General features: G+C 64.7%; 22 protein-coding genes. 4 read left to right on the top strand and 18 right to left on the bottom strand.

Annotation, left to right across the window (positions count from 1 at the left end; translation table 11 throughout):
- Window positions 1-76: 76 nt before the first annotated feature.
- The 6 genes from EJ078_RS15940 to tesB form a co-directional block, all read right to left on the bottom strand.
- Window positions 77-745 carry an outer membrane lipoprotein carrier protein LolA gene (locus EJ078_RS15940; protein ID WP_066998340.1) on the bottom strand — a complete coding sequence of 223 codons (669 nt, stop codon included), beginning with the start codon at window positions 743-745 and terminating at the stop codon, window positions 77-79.
- Between the two features lie 143 nt (window positions 746-888).
- Window positions 889-3,549 carry a DNA translocase FtsK gene (locus EJ078_RS15935; protein WP_127404072.1) on the bottom strand — a complete coding sequence of 887 codons (2,661 nt, stop codon included), beginning with the start codon at window positions 3,547-3,549 and terminating at the stop codon, window positions 889-891.
- Between the two features lie 212 nt (window positions 3,550-3,761).
- Complete coding sequence (locus EJ078_RS15930; protein ID WP_095799648.1) at window positions 3,762-4,037, bottom strand: hypothetical protein; 276 nt, start codon at window positions 4,035-4,037, stop codon at window positions 3,762-3,764.
- Between the two features lie 294 nt (window positions 4,038-4,331).
- On the bottom strand, window positions 4,332-5,513 hold the full coding sequence (locus EJ078_RS15925) for an ammonium transporter (RefSeq protein WP_245322420.1): 1,182 nt from the start codon (window positions 5,511-5,513) through the stop codon (window positions 4,332-4,334).
- Between the two features lie 196 nt (window positions 5,514-5,709).
- A complete protein-coding gene (locus EJ078_RS15920) occupies window positions 5,710-6,048 on the bottom strand; it encodes a P-II family nitrogen regulator (RefSeq protein ID WP_066998360.1) in 339 nt (112 codons plus the stop codon).
- 249 nt (window positions 6,049-6,297) lie between these two features.
- Window positions 6,298-7,161, bottom strand: a complete 864-nt coding sequence (gene tesB, locus EJ078_RS15915; RefSeq protein WP_066998363.1) for an acyl-CoA thioesterase II — start codon at window positions 7,159-7,161, stop codon at window positions 6,298-6,300.
- 107 nt (window positions 7,162-7,268) lie between these two features.
- Here tesB and EJ078_RS15910 point away from each other — a divergent pair, with 107 nt between their 5' ends.
- Window positions 7,269-8,531, top strand: coding sequence for a ubiquinone biosynthesis hydroxylase (locus EJ078_RS15910; RefSeq protein ID WP_127217027.1), 1,263 nt, complete (start codon window positions 7,269-7,271; stop codon window positions 8,529-8,531).
- Window positions 8,532-8,802: 271 nt separating this feature from the next.
- Here the strand turns inward: EJ078_RS15910 and EJ078_RS15905 are convergent, their stop codons facing one another.
- From EJ078_RS15905 to EJ078_RS15895, 3 genes are all read right to left on the bottom strand, one after another.
- Window positions 8,803-9,333 (bottom strand): hypothetical protein, encoded by a 531-nt coding sequence (locus EJ078_RS15905; RefSeq protein ID WP_067322954.1) that lies wholly within the window; start codon window positions 9,331-9,333, stop codon window positions 8,803-8,805.
- A 98-nt stretch (window positions 9,334-9,431) separates the two neighbouring features.
- Window positions 9,432-9,788, bottom strand: a complete 357-nt coding sequence (locus EJ078_RS15900) for a YciI family protein (protein ID WP_127217028.1) — start codon at window positions 9,786-9,788, stop codon at window positions 9,432-9,434.
- A 2-nt stretch (window positions 9,789-9,790) separates the two neighbouring features.
- Entirely contained in the window at window positions 9,791-10,009 is a 219-nt protein-coding gene (locus tag EJ078_RS15895; RefSeq protein WP_095831801.1) for a hypothetical protein, read from the bottom strand.
- Between the two features lie 215 nt (window positions 10,010-10,224).
- On the opposite strand from EJ078_RS15895, the gene EJ078_RS15890 reads away from it, so the two are divergent.
- Window positions 10,225-10,650: an OsmC family protein gene (locus EJ078_RS15890; protein WP_127217029.1), complete on the top strand. Its 426-nt coding sequence runs from the start codon at window positions 10,225-10,227 to the stop codon at window positions 10,648-10,650.
- A gap of 208 nt (window positions 10,651-10,858) precedes the next feature.
- Here the strand turns inward: EJ078_RS15890 and EJ078_RS15885 are convergent, their stop codons facing one another.
- From EJ078_RS15885 to EJ078_RS30865, 7 genes are all read right to left on the bottom strand, one after another.
- Window positions 10,859-11,488 (bottom strand): DUF480 domain-containing protein, encoded by a 630-nt coding sequence (locus EJ078_RS15885; protein WP_127404154.1) that lies wholly within the window; start codon window positions 11,486-11,488, stop codon window positions 10,859-10,861.
- Between the two features lie 294 nt (window positions 11,489-11,782).
- A complete protein-coding gene (locus EJ078_RS15880) occupies window positions 11,783-12,562 on the bottom strand; it encodes a succinate dehydrogenase iron-sulfur subunit (RefSeq protein WP_127214597.1) in 780 nt (259 codons plus the stop codon).
- Window positions 12,562-12,996 carry a DUF3052 family protein gene (locus EJ078_RS15875; RefSeq protein WP_208720734.1) on the bottom strand — a complete coding sequence of 145 codons (435 nt, stop codon included), beginning with the start codon at window positions 12,994-12,996 and terminating at the stop codon, window positions 12,562-12,564. The genes EJ078_RS15880 and EJ078_RS15875 overlap by 1 nt, the downstream gene beginning before the upstream one ends.
- A gap of 1 nt (window position 12,997) precedes the next feature.
- Window positions 12,998-14,833 (bottom strand): succinate dehydrogenase flavoprotein subunit, encoded by a 1,836-nt coding sequence (gene sdhA, locus EJ078_RS15870; protein ID WP_095825187.1) that lies wholly within the window; start codon window positions 14,831-14,833, stop codon window positions 12,998-13,000.
- 4 nt (window positions 14,834-14,837) lie between these two features.
- Window positions 14,838-15,233, bottom strand: a complete 396-nt coding sequence (gene sdhD / locus EJ078_RS15865) for a succinate dehydrogenase, hydrophobic membrane anchor protein (RefSeq protein ID WP_066991857.1) — start codon at window positions 15,231-15,233, stop codon at window positions 14,838-14,840.
- Complete coding sequence (gene sdhC, locus EJ078_RS15860; RefSeq protein WP_127214595.1) at window positions 15,233-15,655, bottom strand: succinate dehydrogenase, cytochrome b556 subunit; 423 nt, start codon at window positions 15,653-15,655, stop codon at window positions 15,233-15,235. The genes sdhD and sdhC overlap by 1 nt, the downstream gene beginning before the upstream one ends.
- Window positions 15,656-15,878: 223 nt before the next feature.
- Window positions 15,879-16,073 (bottom strand): hypothetical protein, encoded by a 195-nt coding sequence (locus tag EJ078_RS30865; protein ID WP_311202697.1) that lies wholly within the window; start codon window positions 16,071-16,073, stop codon window positions 15,879-15,881.
- 516 nt (window positions 16,074-16,589) lie between these two features.
- Here EJ078_RS30865 and EJ078_RS15850 point away from each other — a divergent pair.
- Window positions 16,590-16,943 (top strand): hypothetical protein, encoded by a 354-nt coding sequence (locus tag EJ078_RS15850; RefSeq protein WP_127214591.1) that lies wholly within the window; start codon window positions 16,590-16,592, stop codon window positions 16,941-16,943.
- Here EJ078_RS15850 and EJ078_RS15845 read toward each other — a convergent pair.
- Window positions 16,927-18,129 (bottom strand): GGDEF domain-containing protein, encoded by a 1,203-nt coding sequence (locus tag EJ078_RS15845; protein WP_127214589.1) that lies wholly within the window; start codon window positions 18,127-18,129, stop codon window positions 16,927-16,929. The two genes, EJ078_RS15850 and EJ078_RS15845, sit on opposite strands and share 17 nt — an antisense overlap.
- 115 nt (window positions 18,130-18,244) lie before the next feature.
- On the bottom strand, window positions 18,245-19,438 hold the full coding sequence (locus EJ078_RS15840; protein ID WP_067322920.1) for a GGDEF domain-containing protein: 1,194 nt from the start codon (window positions 19,436-19,438) through the stop codon (window positions 18,245-18,247).
- A gap of 126 nt (window positions 19,439-19,564) precedes the next feature.
- Between EJ078_RS15840 and EJ078_RS15835 the strand changes: the two genes are divergently transcribed.
- A complete protein-coding gene (locus EJ078_RS15835; RefSeq protein ID WP_066991843.1) occupies window positions 19,565-19,879 on the top strand; it encodes a hypothetical protein in 315 nt (104 codons plus the stop codon).
- Window positions 19,880-19,911 lie beyond the last annotated feature (32 nt).

Below are 19,911 nucleotides of genomic sequence, written 5' to 3'. Positions count from 1 at the left end.
ATCTACTGCCAGCCACGCGCCATAAAGACAAGCCGGCCCGCGCTGCAAGCCGGCCCTGCCCTGAATATGGGCGGACCTACCGCGTCTTGGTATTGAGCTCGCGGTTCGCCGTATAGTCGATCGCGAAGGTGCCGTCCGGAATGGAGACGCCTTCCTTGACGTTGAAGATCATCACCGTCGTGTCCTTGCCCTGTGCGTCGGTGATCGTCCACTGGCGCAGTTCATAGGTCTTCGGATCGAACATCATGGTGATCTTGGCGTTGCCGAACACCGACTTGTCGGAGAGTTGGATGGTGGTGAGGTCGTCTTCTTCCTTGACGGCCTTCACGCGCCCGCCCGAGAGATCGATCCGGTCGTCGAGCAAAAGCTTCAAGGGCGTCTTCGACAGCGGATAGAGGTCGGAGGTGTTCAGCTTCTTGTTGAGGATGACGACCGACTTGCCGTCGGAGATCACCCGGAAATTCGACGATCCGTCATAGTTGAAACGGATTTTGCCGGGACGTTCGAGGAAGAACTTGCCGCCGGTCTGCTCGCCCTTCGGGCCGAACTGAACGAATTCGCCGCTCATCGATTTGACCGAGGAAAAATGATCGGCGATCTTTTGCGCCGCCGGCGGAACGGCGGCCTGAGCCAGGGCCAGAAGTTGGAAGCCCGGCACGACATTGATGGCGGCGGCGCCAGCGAGCACCAGGCCAAGGCCGAGCAGCTGTCGGCGGGTCGGAGCGAAATCTGTCTGGGTCTTCATGCCGGTCACTTCCTGTGATTTGCCTTGGTCGCTGTCTCTGGACCGCCAGTTGGGCCTAAGTTTGGCGGGTCGCACGGCGCTTGGTCGCATCAACGCGCCAGAGGGATCAAAGTTGCCGGCCGCCTCCCGTAGGCCTCGCCGGGCTAGAACTTATCGTCCTCGGTGGGGACGAGAATCTCGCGTTTGCCGGCGTGGTTGGCCGGGCCGACGATGCCTTCCTTCTCCATCTTCTCGATGATCGACGCCGCGCGGTTGTAGCCGATGCCCAGCCGGCGCTGGATGTAGCTGGTCGAGGCCTTGCCGTCGCGCAGCACCACGGCCACCGCCTGATCGTAGGGATCGTCGGAATCCTCGAAATTGCCGCCCCCACCGCCGCCGCCGGAACCGCCCCGGCCCGAGGCGCCGTCCTCGTCGTCTTCCTCGTCATCCTCGGTGATGGCGTCGAGATACTCCGGCACGCCCTGCAGTTTGAGATGGCCGACGATCCGTTCGACCTCGTCGTCCGAGACGAAGGGACCGTGGACACGCTGGATGCGGCCGCCGCCCGCCATGTAGAGCATGTCGCCCATGCCGAGCAGCTGCTCGGCGCCCTGCTCGCCCAGGATGGTGCGGCTGTCGATCTTCGACGTTACCTGGAATGAGATGCGGGTGGGGAAATTGGCCTTGATGGTGCCGGTGATGACGTCGACCGACGGGCGCTGCGTCGCCATGATGACGTGGATGCCGGCGGCGCGCGCCATCTGCGCCAGGCGCTGCACCGCGCCTTCGATGTCCTTGCCGGCCACCATCATCAGGTCGGCCATTTCGTCGATGATGACGACGATATAGGGCATCGGCTCGAGGTCGAGATCCTCGGTCTCGTAGATCGCCTCGCCGGTCTGGCGGTCGAAGCCGGTCTGCACGGTGCGCGAGATTTTCTCACCCTTCTTCTCGGCCTGGCTGACGCGCGCGTTGAAGCCGTCGATGTTGCGCACGCCGACCTTGGACATCTTGCGGTAGCGGTCTTCCATCTCGCGCACCGTCCATTTCAGCGCCACCACGGCCTTCTTCGGATCGGTGACGACGGGCGTGAGCAGATGCGGGATGCCGTCATAGACCGAGAGCTCGAGCATCTTCGGATCGATCATGATCAGCCGGCATTCCTGCGGGGTGAGCCGGTATAGCAGCGACAGGATCATGGTGTTGATGGCGACCGACTTGCCCGAGCCGGTGGTGCCGGCGACCAGCACATGCGGCATCTTGGCGATGTCGACGATGACCGCCTCGCCGTTGATGGTCTTGCCGAGCGCCAAGGCGAGCTTCGCCTTGGTGGTTTCGAAGTCGCGGCTCGCCATGATCTCGCGCAGATAGACCGTCTCGCGCTTGGCATTCGGCAGCTCGATGCCGATGGCGTTGCGGCCGGGCACGACGGCGACGCGGCAAGCGATCGCGCTCATCGAGCGGGCGATGTCGTCGGAAAGGCCGATGACGCGCGAGGATTTGATGCCGGGCGCAGGCTCCAGCTCATAGAGCGTGACGACCGGACCCGGGCGGACATGGATGATCTCGCCCTTGACGCCGAAATCCTCGAGCACGCCTTCGAGCAGCCTTGCGTTCTGCTCCAGCGCGTCCTTCGACAGGCTTGGGTCTTTCGCCACGTTCTTCGGTTCGGACAGGAAATGCAGCGACGGCATCTCGAACGTGCCGGAGCCGATGAGCGAGGTCTGCGCCTCGCGCTGAACGCGTGCGCCTTGCACCGGGCGCGGCGCAGGCGCCTCCACGCGCGTCGCCGCGTCCGAGCGGAAGTTGCGCACATTGGCGCGGCGCTGGACCGGCTCCTCGTCGTCGAAGTCGTCGAGATCGGCCTCTTCATCGTCGAAGACATTGTCGTCCATGGGATCGACCGAAGCGCTGCGGTCGTTGACCATTGCGGCGAAGAATTCCGGCTCGACACGGGCGCGGCCGCCGGGGCTCATCCTGGATTCGGCGTACTCGGCCGATTCGACCCGTTCGGCGGCGCGGCGCCAGGCGCTGGCCCGCGGCTCGATCTGAGGCTCGAACTCGTCACGCTCCTGCCTGCGGCGCGCGGCACGCCGATGCATCCATGCACGGAACGACAGCCACCAATGGGTGATGGCGCCGAGCGCAAGAATGCCTTCGTCGCCCTCGTCTTCATCCTCATCGAAGAGCAGATCGTCCTGCTCGCGCGGTTCCGGCTCGGCGGCGCGCTCCATGACGGCAAAGCCGTTCTTGCGCGCGATCAGCGCCGAGCCATAGGCGAACAGCCAGAGCGCCGGCGTGGCGAGCACAATGGCGATGACGGTGGCGAAAAGGCCCTTCGGATAGCCGCCGACGGCGATGCCCGGGATCTTCAGCACCATATCGCCGAACACGCCGCCGAGACCGGTCGGCAGCGGCCAGGTGTTGGGCGGCGTCACGCAGCCGACGATCGCCGCGCCAAGCAGCGCGAAGCCGAACCAGGCAAGCCCGCGCTTGCCCAGCCTGTCGACGCCGCGGGCGGAGAAGAGCAGAAAACCCCAGATCACCGCCGGCACCAGCCCGGCGACGGCGGCAAGGCCGAAGAACTGCATGGCAAGGTCGGAAAACACCGCGCCCGCATAGCCCATGGCGTTGGTGACGAGATTGTTGGTGGCGTGCGAGAAGCTTGGATCGGCGACGTTCCAGGTAGCGAGGCTGGCGACGCCGAAAGCGGTGAACACGAACATCCCGGCGCCGACCAGGCGCCCAACCTGCCGCCGCGCGAACGCCTGGATGCCGTGCCCCGTATCGGTCAGCGCGAGCGGTGCTGAAGCGCCTGAACGCATGCCTCTTCCCCGTGTGTCGATGCCTGGCCGGATGCGTGACGCATGCCGGGAGATTCGTCTCCCAGACTATCGGCGGGAAGGTTAAGGGCGCATTAACCATGGCCTTTTACCGAGATGCTCCCCGGAAAGGAGATGGCGGGCCCATGAAGCCCGCCATCTCTCATTGGCAAAGACGAAACGGTCAGGCCCGTAAGGACCCGACCTGCCGCAAATCACTTATGGCCGGCGTACTGCATCAGGTTGGCGCAGAATTCGGCATGCGGCTTGCTCATCGCCGCGTCCTGGCACTCCTTCATCATCGCGTCCTGCTTGTCTTTTGCCGTCGTCGCCCAGGCGGCCTTGAAATCGGCCTCGGACTTCATGGTCTTCATGCTGGAATCGGTGAAGAACGGGGCCATATTGTCAGGCGAGTCGAGCGCGCCAGCAAGTGCAACACCGCTGACCATCGACAGAGCCATTGCTCCCTGGAAGATATTCTTGCAGTTCATTGGTCGGTTCCTTCCCTGATGTTTGGCGACACCACGATGGCGGTCGCAATCCCAGTACGGAACCGGAAGGGCGGACGTTTCACACATTCGCGATCAAGTGAATGTGATCGAAACGCTCAATGCTCATATCCGAGAAAAAAGGAGGCCCGGAAGATCTTCCGGGCCTCAAGGCGTGAGCCCCTTTCGAGAGCATCACGACGGGATCTTGGGAGTAAATCGGGAAAGCCGCGCCGCGGCTTTCCTTGATGTCAGGACCGGCGGGAGAAGGATCCGCCGGCCCTGGCAGGGTCGGCCTTACGGCACGACTTCGCCGTGCTGGGTGACGTCGAGACCCTCGACCTCTTCCTGGGTGCTCGGACGCAGGCCGACCAGCGCCTTGACGATGTAGAGGATCACCAAGGTGGCGACCGCCGTCCATACGATGGTGACAGCGACGCCGTATGCCTGCTTGGCGAGCGAGGCGCCCGAGGACAGGCTGTTGATCGCCGGATCGGCGAGCACACCGGTCAGCAGTGCGCCGACGATGCCGCCGACGCCGTGGACGCCGAAGGCGTCGAGTGAATCGTCATAGCCCATGGCGTGCTTGAGCTTGACCGCCGACAGGTAGCAGACGACGCCGGCGATGATGCCGACGAAGAAGGCGCCGGTCGGGTTGACGAAGCCGGAAGCAGGCGTCACCGCGACAAGGCCCGCGACGGCGCCCGAGATGATGCCGAGCACCGAAGGCTTCTTGGCGACGATCCATTCGGCGAACATCCAGGCCAGCGCCGCCGCTGCGGTGGCGACCTGCGTGTTCAACATCGCAGCGCCGGCGAGGCCGTCGGCGGCCAGTTCCGAACCGGCGTTGAAGCCGAACCAGCCGACCCACAGCAGCGAGGCGCCGATCACCGAATAGACCAGGTTGTGCGGCGCCATGTTGGTGGTGCCGTAGCCCTCGCGCTTGCCGAGAACGAGCGCGCAGACCAGGCCCGCGACACCGGCATTGATATGGACGACCGTGCCGCCGGCGAAATCGAGCACCCCGGCGGTGGCGAGGAAGCCGCCGCCCCATACCCAGTGCGCGACCGGCGCGTAGACGACCAGCAGCCACAGCGCCATGAAGATGAGCAGCGCCGAGAACTTCAAGCGTTCGGCGAAGGCGCCGGCGATCAGCGCCGGGGTGATGATGGCGAAGGTCATCTGGAACATCGAGAAGACGAATTCAGGGATGTTCGCCACACCGGGCGCCCACAGCGAGGAAGTGGTGATGCCGTGGTGGAAGAATTTCGAGGCACCGCCGATAAACTTGTTCATGCCGCCGCCGTCGGAGAAGGCCAGCGAGTAGCCGAACATGAACCACAGCACCGTCACCAGGCAGGTGATGGCGAAGCTCTGCATGATGGTGGCGAGCACGTTCTTCTTGCGCACCATGCCGCCGTAAAACAGCGCCAGGCCCGGGATGGTCATCATCAGCACCAACGCCGTCGAGGTCAGCATCCAGGCGGTGTTGCCGGTGTCGAGCGCGGGTGCCGGGGCGGCCGGCGCTGCGGCCGTGGCTGCCGGAGCGGCCTCCTGCGCGAAGGCGGCGGCGGTGCTGAACGCTACGAGAGCGAGCGCAGCGGCCGCGCGTCCCGTCGTCTTCAAGGGGGAAGGAATATTCATTGAACTCTCCGTTGGAATAGCTGGTCGCCGCTCAGAGCGCGTCGGTGTCTGTTTCGCCGGTGCGGATGCGCACCGCCTGGTCGATGCCGAAGACGAAGATCTTGCCGTCGCCGATCTGGCCGGTCTTGGCGGCGGAGCTGATGGCTTCGACGGCCTTGTCGACCATGTCGGCGCCGACGGCGACCTCGATCTTGATTTTGGGCAGGAAGCTGACCGCGTATTCGGCGCCGCGATAGATTTCCGTATGTCCCTTCTGACGCCCGTAGCCTTTGACTTCGGTGACGGTCAGGCCCTGGATGCCGACGGCGGTGAGCGCTTCGCGCACCTCGTCGAGCTTGAACGGCTTGATGATTGCCATCACGATTTTCATAAGGTTTCACCCTTTGCTGTTGCGGTTCCCCCGCGTTTGCACACCTTCACCGATCCTGAGGAGAGCCGGAGAGTGCAGGACAGGATTCAAGCTCCGTGCCAATTGCCGAAGCAGGGCATTAACCTGTTGTAAACAAACGGGATCCGCAGCCCTTGCTCAACAAACGGGCGCAGTGCCGCAATGGCTCATGATTAAAAAACGGGCAAAATTTGGAAAATGCCTGCTTTCTAGGCTTGCCTCGAAGCCGGCTCAGCGTTTCAGCCGGATGAGGCCTTCCTGCGCGACCGAGGCGATCAGCGTTCCGTCGCGCGCGAACAGCGATCCGCGGGTGAAACCGCGCGAGCCTTGCGTGGAGGGGCTGTCCTGCGTGTAGAGGATCCAGTCGTCCAGCGAATGACTGCGGTGGAACCACATGGCATGGTCGAGGCTGGCCGCCTGGATGTCGCGATCGAAGATGGCGCGGCCATGCGCGAAGGTTGAGGTGTCGAGCAGCGTCATGTCGGAGAGATAGGCAAGCACCGCCGCCTGCGTGGCGCGGTCTTCCGGCACCGGGCCCGTGGTGCGGATCCAGATATTCTGCTCCGGCTCCAGCTTTTCGCGGCTGGTATAGTGCTTGAGCATTACCGGCTTCATCTCGATCGGCCGGTCGCGCTCCCAGTAGCGTTTGATGCCTTCCGGCACCGCCTCGCCGAACTTGCCGAGCAGCTCGCGCTGCGACAGAAGCGTGTCGGGCGCCGGCACGTTGCGTGGCATCGGCAGCTGATGCTCCAGCCCGACCTCGTCCTGCTGGAACGAGGCTTCCAGCGAGAAGATCGCCTGCCCATGCTGGATCGCCACCACCCGGCGCGTGGTGAAAGAGCCGCCGTCGCGGATGCGGTCGACCTCATAGACGATCGGAACCTTGGTGTCGCCGGGCCGCATGAAATAGCCGTGCAGCGAATGCACATGGCGCCCCGGCTCGACAGTACGCTGGGCGGCGACCAGCGCCTGAGCGATCGTCTGGCCGCCGAACACGCGCTGCCAGTCGAGCTTGGGGCTGCGACCACGATACAGGTTGTGTTCGAGCTGCTCGAGGTCGAGAATGTCGAGAAGCTCGTCCATGGCCGCCGTCATGTTCCACCTCCCTTGAAGATGTGTCATGGCGGGTTTCGGACAGGAGAGCCGGGCAGTCAAGCTGCAACGGCCGCCGCGGTGGCCGGAGGCCGCGAAAGGAAAGTGCCATGGTCGACCGCAAGGCGGATGCAGCGGACAAAACCTCGGTGGACGTGCTGGTGGCGGGCGCCGGTTACGTCGGCCTTGCCGCGGCCGTGTCGCTGAAGCAGGCGCGACCGAGCCTTGCCGTCGCCATTGTCGATGCGGCACCTGCCGGCGTCTGGCAGAAGGACGGCCGCGCCTCGGCGATCGCCGCCGCCGCCTGCCGCATGCTGGAGCAGCTCGGCGTCTGGGACGAGATCGCGCCCGAGGCGCAGGCGATCACCGAGATGATCATCACCGATTCGCGCGCCGCCGATCCGGTGCGGCCGGTGTTTTTGACCTTCGACGGCGAGGTGGCGCCCGGCGAACCCTTCGCCCATATGGTGGCCAACCGGGTTCTCAACGGCGCGCTGCGCCGGCGCGCCGAAAAACTCGGCATCGACGTCATCGAAGGCATGGCCGTCAGCGCCTTCGACACGAACGGCGCCGGCATCACCGTGCATCTGGCCGACGGTGCCGCGCTTAAGGCCTGCCTGCTCGTCGCCGCTGACGGCGTCAATTCGAAGCTGCGCGACATGGCCGGCATCAGGACGGTAAAATGGGAATACGGCCAGTCCGGCATCGTCTGCACGGTCGCGCATGAGCGCCCGCACAATGGCCGCGCCGAGGAACATTTTTTGCCCGCCGGCCCCTTCGCCACCTTGCCGCTGAAGCCTGAGGAGGACGGCACCAATCGCTCCTCGATCGTCTGGGTTGAGCGCACGGAAGACGCGCAGAAGCTGGTCGAGGGCGACGAGTTCGTCTTCGAGCATGAGCTGGAGCAGCGCTTTGGGCTGAAGCTCGGCGAGATACGAGTCGCCGACAAGCCGCGCGCCTGGCCGCTCGGTCTGATCCTTGCGCGCGCCTTCGTCGCACCGCGCATCGCGCTCGCCGGCGATGCGGCGCACGGCATTCATCCGATCGCCGGTCAGGGCCTCAATCTCGGCTTCAAGGATGTCGCAGCACTTGCCGAAGTGGTGGTCGAGGCTGACCGGCTCGGCCAGGACATCGGCGCGCTCGACGTGCTCGAGCGCTACCAGCAATGGCGCCGCTTCGACACGCTGCAGATGGGCGTCACCACCGACGTGCTGAACCGCCTGTTTTCCAACGACATCGGCCCGCTGCGCGCCGTGCGCGACCTCGGCCTCGGTATCGTCGAGCGCATGCCGAAGCTCAAGGACTTCTTCATCCGTCAGGCGTCTGGCCTGTCAGGCGACATGCCGCGGCTATTGAAGGGCGAAGCGATCTAGCGCCTAGCAATTGGCCGGTGCCTACGCGACGTCGTCATCCACGGCGGGAGCGGGAGCGAAGCGGACGCGAAGACCCGAGGATCCATGCCGTGACCTTGGTCGAAGAATGCCGCCGAGCAGAATTCTGCACCGCTGCAACGCTTATAGGTAACGGGATGGATTCTATGGTCTGCGCCGCGCCGCTTCGCTCCTTGCTCCGCCATAGAATGAGGATGCGAGAGGCGTTTCGGCCAATCACGAAGGTAGGCGATCCGGCCGCCACTGCTTCAGCTTAATTGACCTCAAAACCCAGCTTCTGCCGCAGCCTCACCATCCGCTGGTCGGCGATCCGCAGGCGTTGCTCGCCGCCCTGTGCCACCCGGTTCAGCATGCTGAGCAGATCGTCCCGTTCGTGCGGCTCGAGGCGCTCGCGCAGGAACGGCGCCAGCTTGTCGATGACGATCGTGGTGTCGTCGACCTGCGCGGCCGCCCATTTGGCGTAGACGACGGCCTCGTCGGTTTTCTTAGGGTTGTCGGCAATCTGCGCGATCACCTCACGGATGACGGCTTCGCGCTGCGGCAGGATCGGGCCATGTTCCGAAACGATCGCGGTGATCAGCGTCGCGGCGGCCACGACCGGATCGTCGATCGCCGTCAGCGGCGAAAGTGCCGCCTGTTTGCGCAGCTTCTTGCGGCGGATATTGCCCTGCACGCGGCCGATAACGTCGGCGACCTCGCTGGCCGCCTCGTTCATCGCCTTCAGCCGGTACCACCAGATGGCCGCCACGCCGAGCAGGCCAAGCATAGCGAGCAGAAAAGGCATGCCGAATTCCCCCGAAACCGCGGCAACGATAGAAGAAGTACAGCATCGCTTCAACTCGCGACAATTGCGGCGATGAACAAACCGCTAATAGCTCCGGGTCATGACCCCGGTATGTCGTACACAGCCCTGACTTCGACGGTGCCGAGCTCGGCCAGCGGAATGCCGTCTGCGATCGCCATCGCCTCGTCGAGATCCGCGGCCTCGACCATGACGAAGCCGAGCAGCTGTTCTTTCGTCTCCGCGAACGGCCCGTCGGTAACCAGCCGCTTGCCCTTGCGACGCCTGAGCGACTTCGACATCTTCACCGGCTGCAGCGCCTGCGCGATGATCAGCTTGCCTTGTCGATCGAGTTCCCTGTCATAGGCGAGCGAATCGGCGTCGAGCTTGGCGGATCGTTCCGGCGGGAGCGCGAAGAGGTCCTTTTCCTCGCCGTAGACCAGCAGGACATATTTCATTGTCAGTTCCCTTCCTGCGATGAACCATAGGAGGCGACCGCGATGCTGTCAGCCTTGCTTCTGGCCGCCGCATGATCGAGCAGGCATGCCGCAATCCCGATTATGGCCACGGCCGCCGCCAGCCGGCCGAGGCCGAAGGCCGGGGGATCCAGCCAGAACTCTTCCGGTCGCTGCACCCTTCGGCCGGGGCGCCTCCAAAGTGCGAAAAACAGATTGTCCATCTTCAACCTCCTTCGGCCCCGAACTTCGTGGCCGCCCCCAGGACGGTCCGGCCGCCGGGAAGTCGACATTTTTGCACGCGTTTTTTTCGAGAATTTTTTCGTGCGCGTCGACTTCGCGGGCACAATCGCGCCATGGTCTTCCGGCGCGCTCGCGCTATAGTTCAGCGGAACGCCGGCGCCCGCCGGCGCGAACCCCGACAAGCCAGGAGGACTTCATGGACCGCACCGCAAACGCCGTCTGGAAAGGCAATCTGAAAGAGGGCAGGGGCACGCTGGAAACGCAGAGCGGGACTCTGAAGGGCATACCCTATTCCTTCAAGGCGCGCTTCGAGGATGAGAGCGGCAAATCCGGCACCAATCCGGAAGAGCTGATCGCCGCCGCCCATGCCGGATGCTACGCCATGCAGCTGTCGCATTTCCTCGCCGAGAACGGCACCCCGGCCACCGCGCTCGACTCCAAGGCTGTTGTGACACTGGTGCCCGGCACCGGCATAACCGGCAGCGCCATCACCCTGGTCGGCAAGGTCCCGGGCATCGATGCGGCAAAGTTCCAGGAACTGGCCGAGAAGGCCAAGGCCGAGTGCCCGGTCTCAAAGGCGCTCGGCGCCATCAAAGTCTCGCTGGACGCCAGGCTGGGCTGACGTAGGCTGCGCGGGGCAGCGATCCTTCGCGCCCCCCTTTGCCCTGCCGGGCAGCTCCCCCACGAGGGGGGAGATCGGCTATCGCGCCGGCTTTGGCCAGTCACCGACGCCGCATGAACGAGCGAAGCGCTGGAACTGCCAATCTTCCCCCTTGTGGGGGAGATGTCCGGCAGGACAGAGGGGGGCGCTGTCCCGCCATCATCTCACGCTAGCCGCCCAGCGCCTCGATTTTGGCACGCAACGCGCCGACCTCTTCCTCGAGCGCCCGCACCCGCGCTTCGAGATCGGAAGCGTCGGAGGACGCCGGCGGTTGCCATGGCGCTGCCGCCGCTGATACTTCCACCGGACCGCTGAACAGATGCACATAGCGCTCCTCGCGCTGCCCGGGCGCACGTTCGAGCAGCAGAATGAGCGGCGGACGGCGGCCGATCATCAGGTCGAGATTGTCGCGAAGCTCTTCGATCGACCCGAAGCGCGCCATGCGCTCGGAACGGGCGAGCAGCTCATGCGCCGTCTGCGCGCCGCGCAGGAGCAGCAGACCGACGATCGCGATCTGCGGCGTGGTCAGCGAAAAGCGCTGCGCCATCAGATGTTCGTAGCGCTCGACCCGTGAAGCAAAAGCCTGGCGCACCAGACCCTTCTGTTCGAGCGAGCTGAGCGCGCGCCTAACGTCGGTCAGCTCCAGCGCCATCACCGGCTCGCGCGCCGTCTTCTGGTTGGCCGCGGCATGCGCACCGTTCAGCGTCAGCGGATAGACGTCCGGCGTCAGCTCCTTCTTCTCGATCAGCGAGCCGAGCACGCGGGCTTCGACGGAAGAGAGGACGGGGAGATCGGTCATTGGGTTTGGCTTTTCGATAAGGTCGGTTCTCCGGGTACCGATTTTGACAGAAATCGGATCGCCGCGACAAGGCAGAACCTTCGGAACGTCGGCGGGACAGCGCCCCCCTCTGTCCTGCCGGACACCTCCCCCACTTGGGGGAGATCAGCAGCTTCGCCGACGGCGCTCATCCTTCAACGTTGGCGATTGGCGAAAGCCGCGATGACAGCCAATCTCCCCACCCGTGAGGGAGATGGCCGGCAGGCCAGAGGGGGGCGCGAAGAATCGCTGCGTACGAACTTGAGCCGCTAAACTCTAGACGCGCCGCTCCACCATCATCTTCTTGATCTCCGCGATCGCCTTCGCCGGATTGAGCCCCTTCGGGCAAGTTTGCGCGCAGTTCATGATGGTGTGACAGCGATAGAGCCGGAACGGATCCTCGAGATTGTCGAGCCGCTCGCCGGTCGCCTCATCGCGGGAATCGATCAGCCAGCGATAGGCCTGCAGCAGCGTTGCCGGGCCGAGATAGCGCTCGCCGTTCCACCAGTAGCTTGGGCACGAGGTCGAGCAGCAGGCGCACAGGATGCACTCATAGAGCCCATCGAGCTTCTCGCGGTCTTCATGGCTTTGCAGCCATTCCTTGGCGGGCGTCGGCGAGACCGTCTTCAGCCATGGCTCGATCGAGGCATGCTGGGCATAGAAGTTGGTGAGGTCGGGCACGAGGTCCTTGATCACCGGCATATGCGGCAGCGGATAGATCTTCACCGCGCCGGAAATGTCGTCGGCGCCCTTGGTGCAGGCGAGCGTGTTCGAGCCGTCGATGTTCATGGCGCAGGACCCGCAAATGCCTTCGCGGCAGGAACGGCGCAGCGTCAGCGTCGGGTCGATCTTGTTCTTGATCCACAGCAGCGCGTCGAGCACCATCGGGCCGCAATCGTCCATGTCGACGAAATAAGTGTCCATGCGCGGATTCTCGTCGTCGTCCGGCGACCAGCGGTAGATGCGGTATTCGCGCAGATTGGTGGCGCCCTCCGGCTTCGGCCAGGTCTTGCCCTGCTGGACTTTCGAATTCTTGGGTAGCGTGAGTTCGACCATTACCTGCGGTCCTTTCGGATGACGAGCTTCAGCCCGGACCAGATATCGTTGACGGCCGCGACCTTGACGTCGACAAGGTCGCGCTTGAGCGCCTCGGCGCGGATGACGTCCTCGGCGACGTCGGTCGGCACGTTCGAAGCCTTCTTCGGCCAGGAGACCCAGACCATGCCGTCGCGCTTGATCGCCGTCTCGATGCCGGCCAGGCCGTCCTCGATCTCGGCGCGCTGCCGGGTGAAAGCGTGCACGGCATCGTATTTCCGGTTGCCCGAGATCGCCGACCAGTAGGGCAGCCGATCGACCTCGGCAAACCCGACGGCTCCAGCCAACTCGTCGAGCTCGGGCGGCAGCGCGATGAAGGCGGCGACCATGCCGTCCTTCAGGCCGAGCTTGGCCGCAAGGGGCGTGCCGGAATATCCCGCGGCCGCCAATGCCATGTCAGTAGACCCTGGCCTTTGGCGCGATCTTGGCCAGGCTAATGCCGCCGTCCTTTTCCGCCAGCAGCGGGTCGGTGTGCACCGGGCGGTAGGAAAGCGTCACCTTGCCGTCCTCGCCGACGTGGGCCAGCGTGTGCTTGCGCCAGTTGGCGTCGTCGCGCGCCGAGAAATCCTCTCGCGCATGCGCGCCGCGGCTCTCCTTGCGCGCCTCGGCGCCGTAGACCGTGGCGATGGCATTGATCATCAGGTTTTCGAGCTCCAGCGTCTCGACCAGGTCCGAGTTCCAGATCATCGAGCGGTCGAAGACCTTGACGTCCTTGAGCTCGCTCCAGATTTGAGAAACGCGCTTGCAGCCATTTTCCAGCGATTCCTGCGTGCGGAACACCGCCGCGTCTTCCTGCATCGCCCGCTGCATCTTTTCGCGCAGCGCCGCGGTCGGGGTCGAGCCGCTGGCGTGGCGCAGCTTGTCGAAGCGATCCATGATCTTGTCGACCGATTCCTGATTGGGCGACGCAATCGCCGACTTGCGATCGATCACCTGGCCGGCGCGGATTGCGGCCGCGCGGCCGAACACGACCAGATCGATCAGCGAGTTGGAGCCGAGCCGGTTGGCGCCATGCACGGAGGCGCAGCCGGCTTCGCCCACCGCCATCAGGCCGGGCGACACGCGGTCGGGGTTGTCGAAGCTCGGATTTAGCGCCTCGCCCCAATAATTGGTCGGCACGCCGCCCATATTGTAGTGGACCGTCGGCAGCACCGGGATCGGCTCCTTGGTCAGGTCGACGCCGGCGAAGATCTTGGCCGATTCCGAGATGCCCGGCAGCCGCTCGTGCAGCACCGCCGGATCGAGATGGTCGAGATGCAGGAAGATGTGGTCCTTGTTCTTGCCGACGCCGCGGCCCTCGCGGATCTCCAGCGTCATGCAGCGCGAGACCACGTCGCGCGAGGCGAGGTCCTTGGCCGACGGCGCGTAGCGCTCCATGAAGCGCTCACCCTCGGAATTGACGAGATAGCCGCCCTCGCCGCGCGCGCCTTCGGTGATCAGGCAGCCGGCGCCGTAGATGCCGGTCGGGTGGAACTGCACGAACTCCATGTCCTGCAGCGGCAGCCCGGCCCGCGCGGCCATGCCGCCGCCGTCGCCGGTGCAGGTATGCGCCGAGGTGGCGGAGAAATAGGCGCGGCCATAGCCGCCGGTCGCCAGCACCACCATCTTTGCCGAGAAGCGGTGGATGGTGCCGTCGTCGAGATTCCACGCCACCACGCCGGTGCATGTGCCGTCCGGCTCCATGATCAGGTCGAGCGCGAAATACTCGATGAAGAACTGCGCGTTGTTCTTCAGCGACTGGCCGTAGAGCGTATGCAGGATGGCATGCCCGGTGCGGTCGGCGGCGGCGCAGGTGCGCTGAACCGGCGGGCCGTCGCCATAATTCATCATGTGGCCGCCGAACGGCCGCTGATAGATCTTGCCCTCTTCGGTGCGCGAGAATGGCACGCCGTAATGCTCGAGCTCATAGACGGCGGCCGGCGCCTCGCGCACCATGTATTCCATGGCGTCGACGTCGCCCAGCCAGTCTGAGCCCTTGACCGTGTCGTACATGTGCCACTGCCAGGAATCTGGGCCCATGTTGGAGAGCGAGGCGGCGATGCCGCCTTGCGCCGCGACCGTGTGCGAGCGTGTCGGAAACACCTTGGTGATGCAGGCGGTGCGCAGCCCCTGCTCGGCCATGCCGAGCGTGGCGCGCAACCCGGCGCCGCCGGCGCCGACGATCACCACATCGAATTTGTGATCGACAAAGGTGTAGGCCGAAGCCGTGCTGGCTGTGTTTGCGCTGGCCAAGACGTCAGCCTCCGAATGCGAGTTTGAGCAGAGCGAAGAGCGAGGCGACGCCGACTGCTATTGAGAAGAATGTGTTGAGGGCGATCAGCGCCAGCTTCATGCCCTCGCCATGCACATAGTCCTCGATGATGACCTGCATGCCGATCCGCATGTGGTAGAGCGCGGAAATCAGCACCAACGACAGCACCAGCGCCACGAAGGGGTTCGCGAGCGACGCCCGCACTTCAGCATAGCCGTGGCCGTTGAGGGCGATCAGGAAGCCGACGAAGAACAGGATGAGCGGGATATTGGCCACCGCCGTCAACCGCTGGCGCCAGAAATGGCCGGTACCCTCACGCGCCGAACCAAGGCCGCGAACCTTCCCGAGCGGCGTGCGCATGTCCGAATTCTTTGCGGTCATCAGAGTGCCCCCCGCGCCATGTAGCCCGCGATCCAGATCAATAGCGTCAGCACGATCGAGCCGGCGAGCGTTGCCCATGCGATCCTCGAGGCGGTGTGTTTTTCGAGCCCGGCGCCGGTGTCCCAGACGAGATGGCGCAACCCGCCCAGCATGTGGTGCATCAGCGCCCAGGTGTAGCCGAACAGGATCAGCCGGCCGAGCCAGGAGCCGAAGGCCCAGTTGACCCAGTCGAACGCAGCCTGCGAACTCGACGCAGCGATCAACCAGGCCGCCACCAGGAGCGTACCGAAATAGAGCGCGCCGCCGGTGATGCGATGGATGATCGACATCGTCATCGTGATCGGGGGCCTGTAAATCGTCAGGTGCGGCGAAAGCGGCCGTTCACGTCTGGCAATTGCGCGGGTGGCTGGTGATTTGCTCATGGCTCCCCCAGATCGGCGTTCCTGAGCCGCGAAGGATGCGGCTTTTGCCGCCACGACATAGGGCCTCGGATAGCGGGTTTCTAATGCGCTTTTTGCACCGCGTCAAAGCCGGAAAATCGTTTTGGAAACGTCATTTAGTCTGACAAAACGGGGAAATTCAGCTTCAATCGATTAGCGGCCGATCTGCAGCCGGCGCAACGTCGCTGCAGTGCAATAAGATCCGTTATCTTTTGCAGCTCTGCGGCGTGGACCCCTTTTTCATCACCAGCGCCTCGCGACCGTCGATCACGATTGCGTCATGCGTCGCCGCTTCCTGGTAGCGGCTGGTCTGGTTGGCGGGCGACGCTGGAAACACTACGGCCGAGCCATCCGGCCTGAGCACGCGCAGAGAAGAGCCGAGATTTTGGATGGTGATCATGCCGCCGTCGCCGCACCTGTAGGTGGCCGTTCCGACGCCGGCTCGCGGCATGGTCAAGTCGGTGGTGATTTTGGTTGCGGGTGGCGAAGCTGTTGCCGATGTCTTGGGCGCTGCGGCAGCTCCGGCCCCGGGAGCGACGGGTTGGCTGGTTGGAACGGGCGAGACTGTTGGCGATAAAGTATTCGCCGCCTTCGGCACGCCGTCCTGCGGCACGCAGGCCGTAGCCGCAAGAAGCAGCGGAACAACGAGCGACAGCCAAATCGCACGGCCAAACATCATGTGCTGCCCCTTTCGTGCGCGGCACGCTAGCCACGCAATGCGCCAAGATCAAGCTCGCCTGGGCCGGGGCGGGGCGATGGACGGAGTGGAGCCAAGGCGCCGAAATTAACCATGTTCATTAAGTTCCCCTCCTGAAGCCTGTCTGCCCCTTAACAAAGGTTAAGAAAGGGTTAATTTCCGATTCGCACGACGTTTGCAGGGCGATCCCGAGGGTCGCACCGTCCAAGGGAGAGCGACTTGCGTTCGAATTCAGTGCGGGCAGGCCTGGCGGTCGCGACGCTGGCTGCACTTGCCACCGCCATTGCTGTGCCGGCCGAAGCCGGCCTGCGCCATCACGACCGCGTCTATGCCGATTCCTTCGGCAATCTCGTCATCGACAGCGCCGCCGGCTACAAGCGCATCATCGTCGGTGAGGGCAGGCACGCCAAGCAGCTCTCGAAGTTCACCGGCGCCGGCCAGCCCGACGTCCTCTACGATTCCGACGCTGCCGGTGCCCCGGGCTGCTACCAGCCGCCGGTCTTCATCAAGGGCCGTTCCTATATGTACGGGCTCTCCGACGGCGAGATGCCCAACCTCAGCCCCTGCCGCTGACCGCCGCCGGGAACTGCCGGCGCGCGGTCCCGAGCGAGACGCGCACGCAGTCGCGGCCGGCATTCTTGGCCGCGTAAAGCGCTTCGTCGGCGCGCCGCAGCAGATCTGGAAAATCCTCATCCGTGGCAAGCTCGGCGACGCCGAAGCTCGCGCTGCAGCGATGATCGGCGGGCAGGCCTTCGATCGGCAGCCCGCCAAACGCGCTGCGCGCGCCTTCCGCGAACAATCGCGCGGCAGCAAGGTTGGTACCGGGCAGGATGATGGCGAATTCCTCGCCGCCGATGCGGCCGGCGACGTGATGCTCGGCCGCCGCCTCGCGCAGCAGGCCTGCGAAGGTCTCGATGACACGATCGCCGCAGGCATGCCCGTAGCTGTCGTTGATCCTCTTGAAGTGATCGAGGTCGGCAATGACCAGCGCCACCGGTACGCCCCGGCGCACCGCATCGCGCAACGCCAACTCGGCATGGCGTTCGAAACCGCCGCGGTTGAGGAGCCGCGACAGCGTGTCCGTCTCCGATTTCGACATCGCCTCGGCCAGCACGTCGCGCACCAGGATGGCGAGCGCGAGCAGCGCCAGCGCCAGACCGAACACGGTGCCAAGCGACTGCGACACCAGTGCATAACCCGTCTGCACATAGGATTGCGGATTGGCGCCCCAGCCGCCCAGCGCGCCGGCGATGAAAGGCTTTGATGCGAACTGCAGGGCGCTTGCCGCGAGCACGAGCATCAGGAGGTGATCGAGCCGCTCGAGCCGCTGCCTGGAGGACAGCACGATGCCAAGCGCGGTGCACTGCATGGCCGCATAAGGAAGCTGATAGGCCAACATGCGGGTGAGCGAGTATCGCGGCAGGTCCTGCACCAGATAGACGGCGGCCGAGGCCACGGCCAGGAAGACCAGCATCGGCGCCCAGGGCGGCGTCACGCCATATTTGTGGGCAAGCCCGCCGTTGAAAGCGATGGTTGCGCCGAGGAAGACAGCGAAGGCCATGACAACCGGCAGCCGGGCATCGGCAAAAGCGGGGATACTGAACTCGATGGCAAAATAGGCCATGCCGAGCAAATAGCCGAAAGCCAGCCAGCGCGCCGACACACGCCCGACGTCGTGGACGGCGATCGCCGCGAAGGCCGCGGCCAACAGCCCGGCGACGAGCAGATTGATCACCAGGATGAAATCAGCGCTGCCCATGTTCCCTTCGAAGCCCCTCGGGCAGAAAACCATCGACGGGCGAAAAACACGTTAACGTCCGTCGCCTTCGGGCAGTGATGTTGGCTGTTGTCAGGTGCTCTGGAGCCTGCGATTATCAGCCGACGCTCACCGCTTCGGGCACGAAGGCGGTTTCGGGGCGCTCGTAGGAAAGGCGGACGCTGTCGCGGCCATTCCTCTTGGCCTTGTAGAGCGCCTCGTCGGCGCGCCGCATCAGCGGCGCCAGCCCTTCCGCGCCGCTGCGGGCCGCAACGCCGAAGCTCGCTGTCACCCTGGTGCCGGGCGGCAGGCCGTCGACGGCCCCGGCCGAATAGAAAGTGCGGATCGCTTCGGCGAAAAGGCGCGCCGCGGCGAGATCGCTGAGCGGCAGGAGCACGGCGAACTCTTCGCCGCCGATGCGGCCCGCAGCCCCGCGCGCGCCCGTGGCAAAGCGCAGCTTGGCAGCGAAGTCGGCAATCACTCGGTCGCCTGCCTCATGTCCGTGCTGGTCATTGAGCGCCTTGAAGTGATCGAGGTCGGCAAGCACCAACGCGACGGGAAACCCGGCCTTGGCGCATTGATCGAGCAGAAGTGCTGCCCGGTCTTCGAAGCCGCGCCGGTTGAGAAGGCCGGACAACGGGTCGGTGTGCGTCTCGGCCTTCAGTGCCTTCAGCACGTCGAGGGCGGCCGCCGTGAACAGGCAGAGCGCGATCAGAAGCGACAAAAGCGCGTGCGAGAGCAGCGCCGTCGTCCAGTAGGACGAGCCGTAGAAGCCGTCATAGCTTGGGAACGGTCCATGCGCGATGACGACGATCAGGGTACGGGCGGTGAAGTTCAGCGCGGAAAGCAGGGCCAGCGCGACCAGGATTTTCTCAGGGCCATTGTTGCGCACTGTCCTGAGCTCGGCGGCGACGAGCAGGCTCAGGCCGCCGAAGCCGAAATTCATGCTGAGCACGCGCCAGGTAAGATCCGGCTCGACGAACATGAACCATGCGAAGGCGGCGAGCCCGCCGCCGGCCATGAGGCCGATGCCGAAATAGGGCACGCGCCGGCCGTAGCGGGCGATGATCGCGCCGGAAAGGCAGCAGGCGGCTATCGTGAAACATATGTTGGAGATCAGCTTGGTCGCCACGATGCCGAGCGGCAGCGTGAAATATTGCAGCAGGAAACCCGACGCCGACAGGCAGTAGCTCGCCGCCAGCACCGCCAGATACGGACGATGGCGCTGGTAGAACCACAGCACGAGGAACGCAGCGCCGAGCGCCAGCGCTATCGTCGGATTGAGCAGCGCTATGAGCAGACCGGTGTCCAACGGACCGTGACTTCCCCAAGTTACCCAGGGGGAGATGCTAGTCCGGAAGCACAAACAAGCGGTTAAGCGACGGCACGGAACAGCTCCGGGAGGCCGGCGTTCTCAACACAAAACAGGAGAACGCCTATGGCCGGTACAATCACCCTGACCGAGCACGATGCGATCCGTTCCTGGGCGGCGGCGCGCGCCGGATTTCCGGCCATTGTCGACATTTCGCCCGAGGCCGGCACGCAACCCATGCTGCGCCTGGTTTTTGGCCAGAACGCCTATGAGGACGACGACCGCCCGGAGCGGCCTCCCAACGCCGGCGGCTACGAGCTGGTCGAGTGGGACGAGTGGTTCAAGATTTTCGACGAGCAGCAACTGGCGCTGATCGTCGCTGCCGACGAGCCTGGCCGACGTGAGGAGTTCCACGAGATTATCCGGCTCGGCGACCGCTGACCGACAAAAGGCCCGGATCGCGGTGCGCTCCG

The organism is Mesorhizobium sp. M1A.F.Ca.IN.022.06.1.1 (assembly GCF_003952605.1).
Classification (GTDB): domain Bacteria; phylum Pseudomonadota; class Alphaproteobacteria; order Rhizobiales; family Rhizobiaceae; genus Mesorhizobium.
The sequence above is the reverse complement of the archived record's forward strand: the minus strand, read 5'-3'. Positions and strand labels throughout refer to the sequence as shown.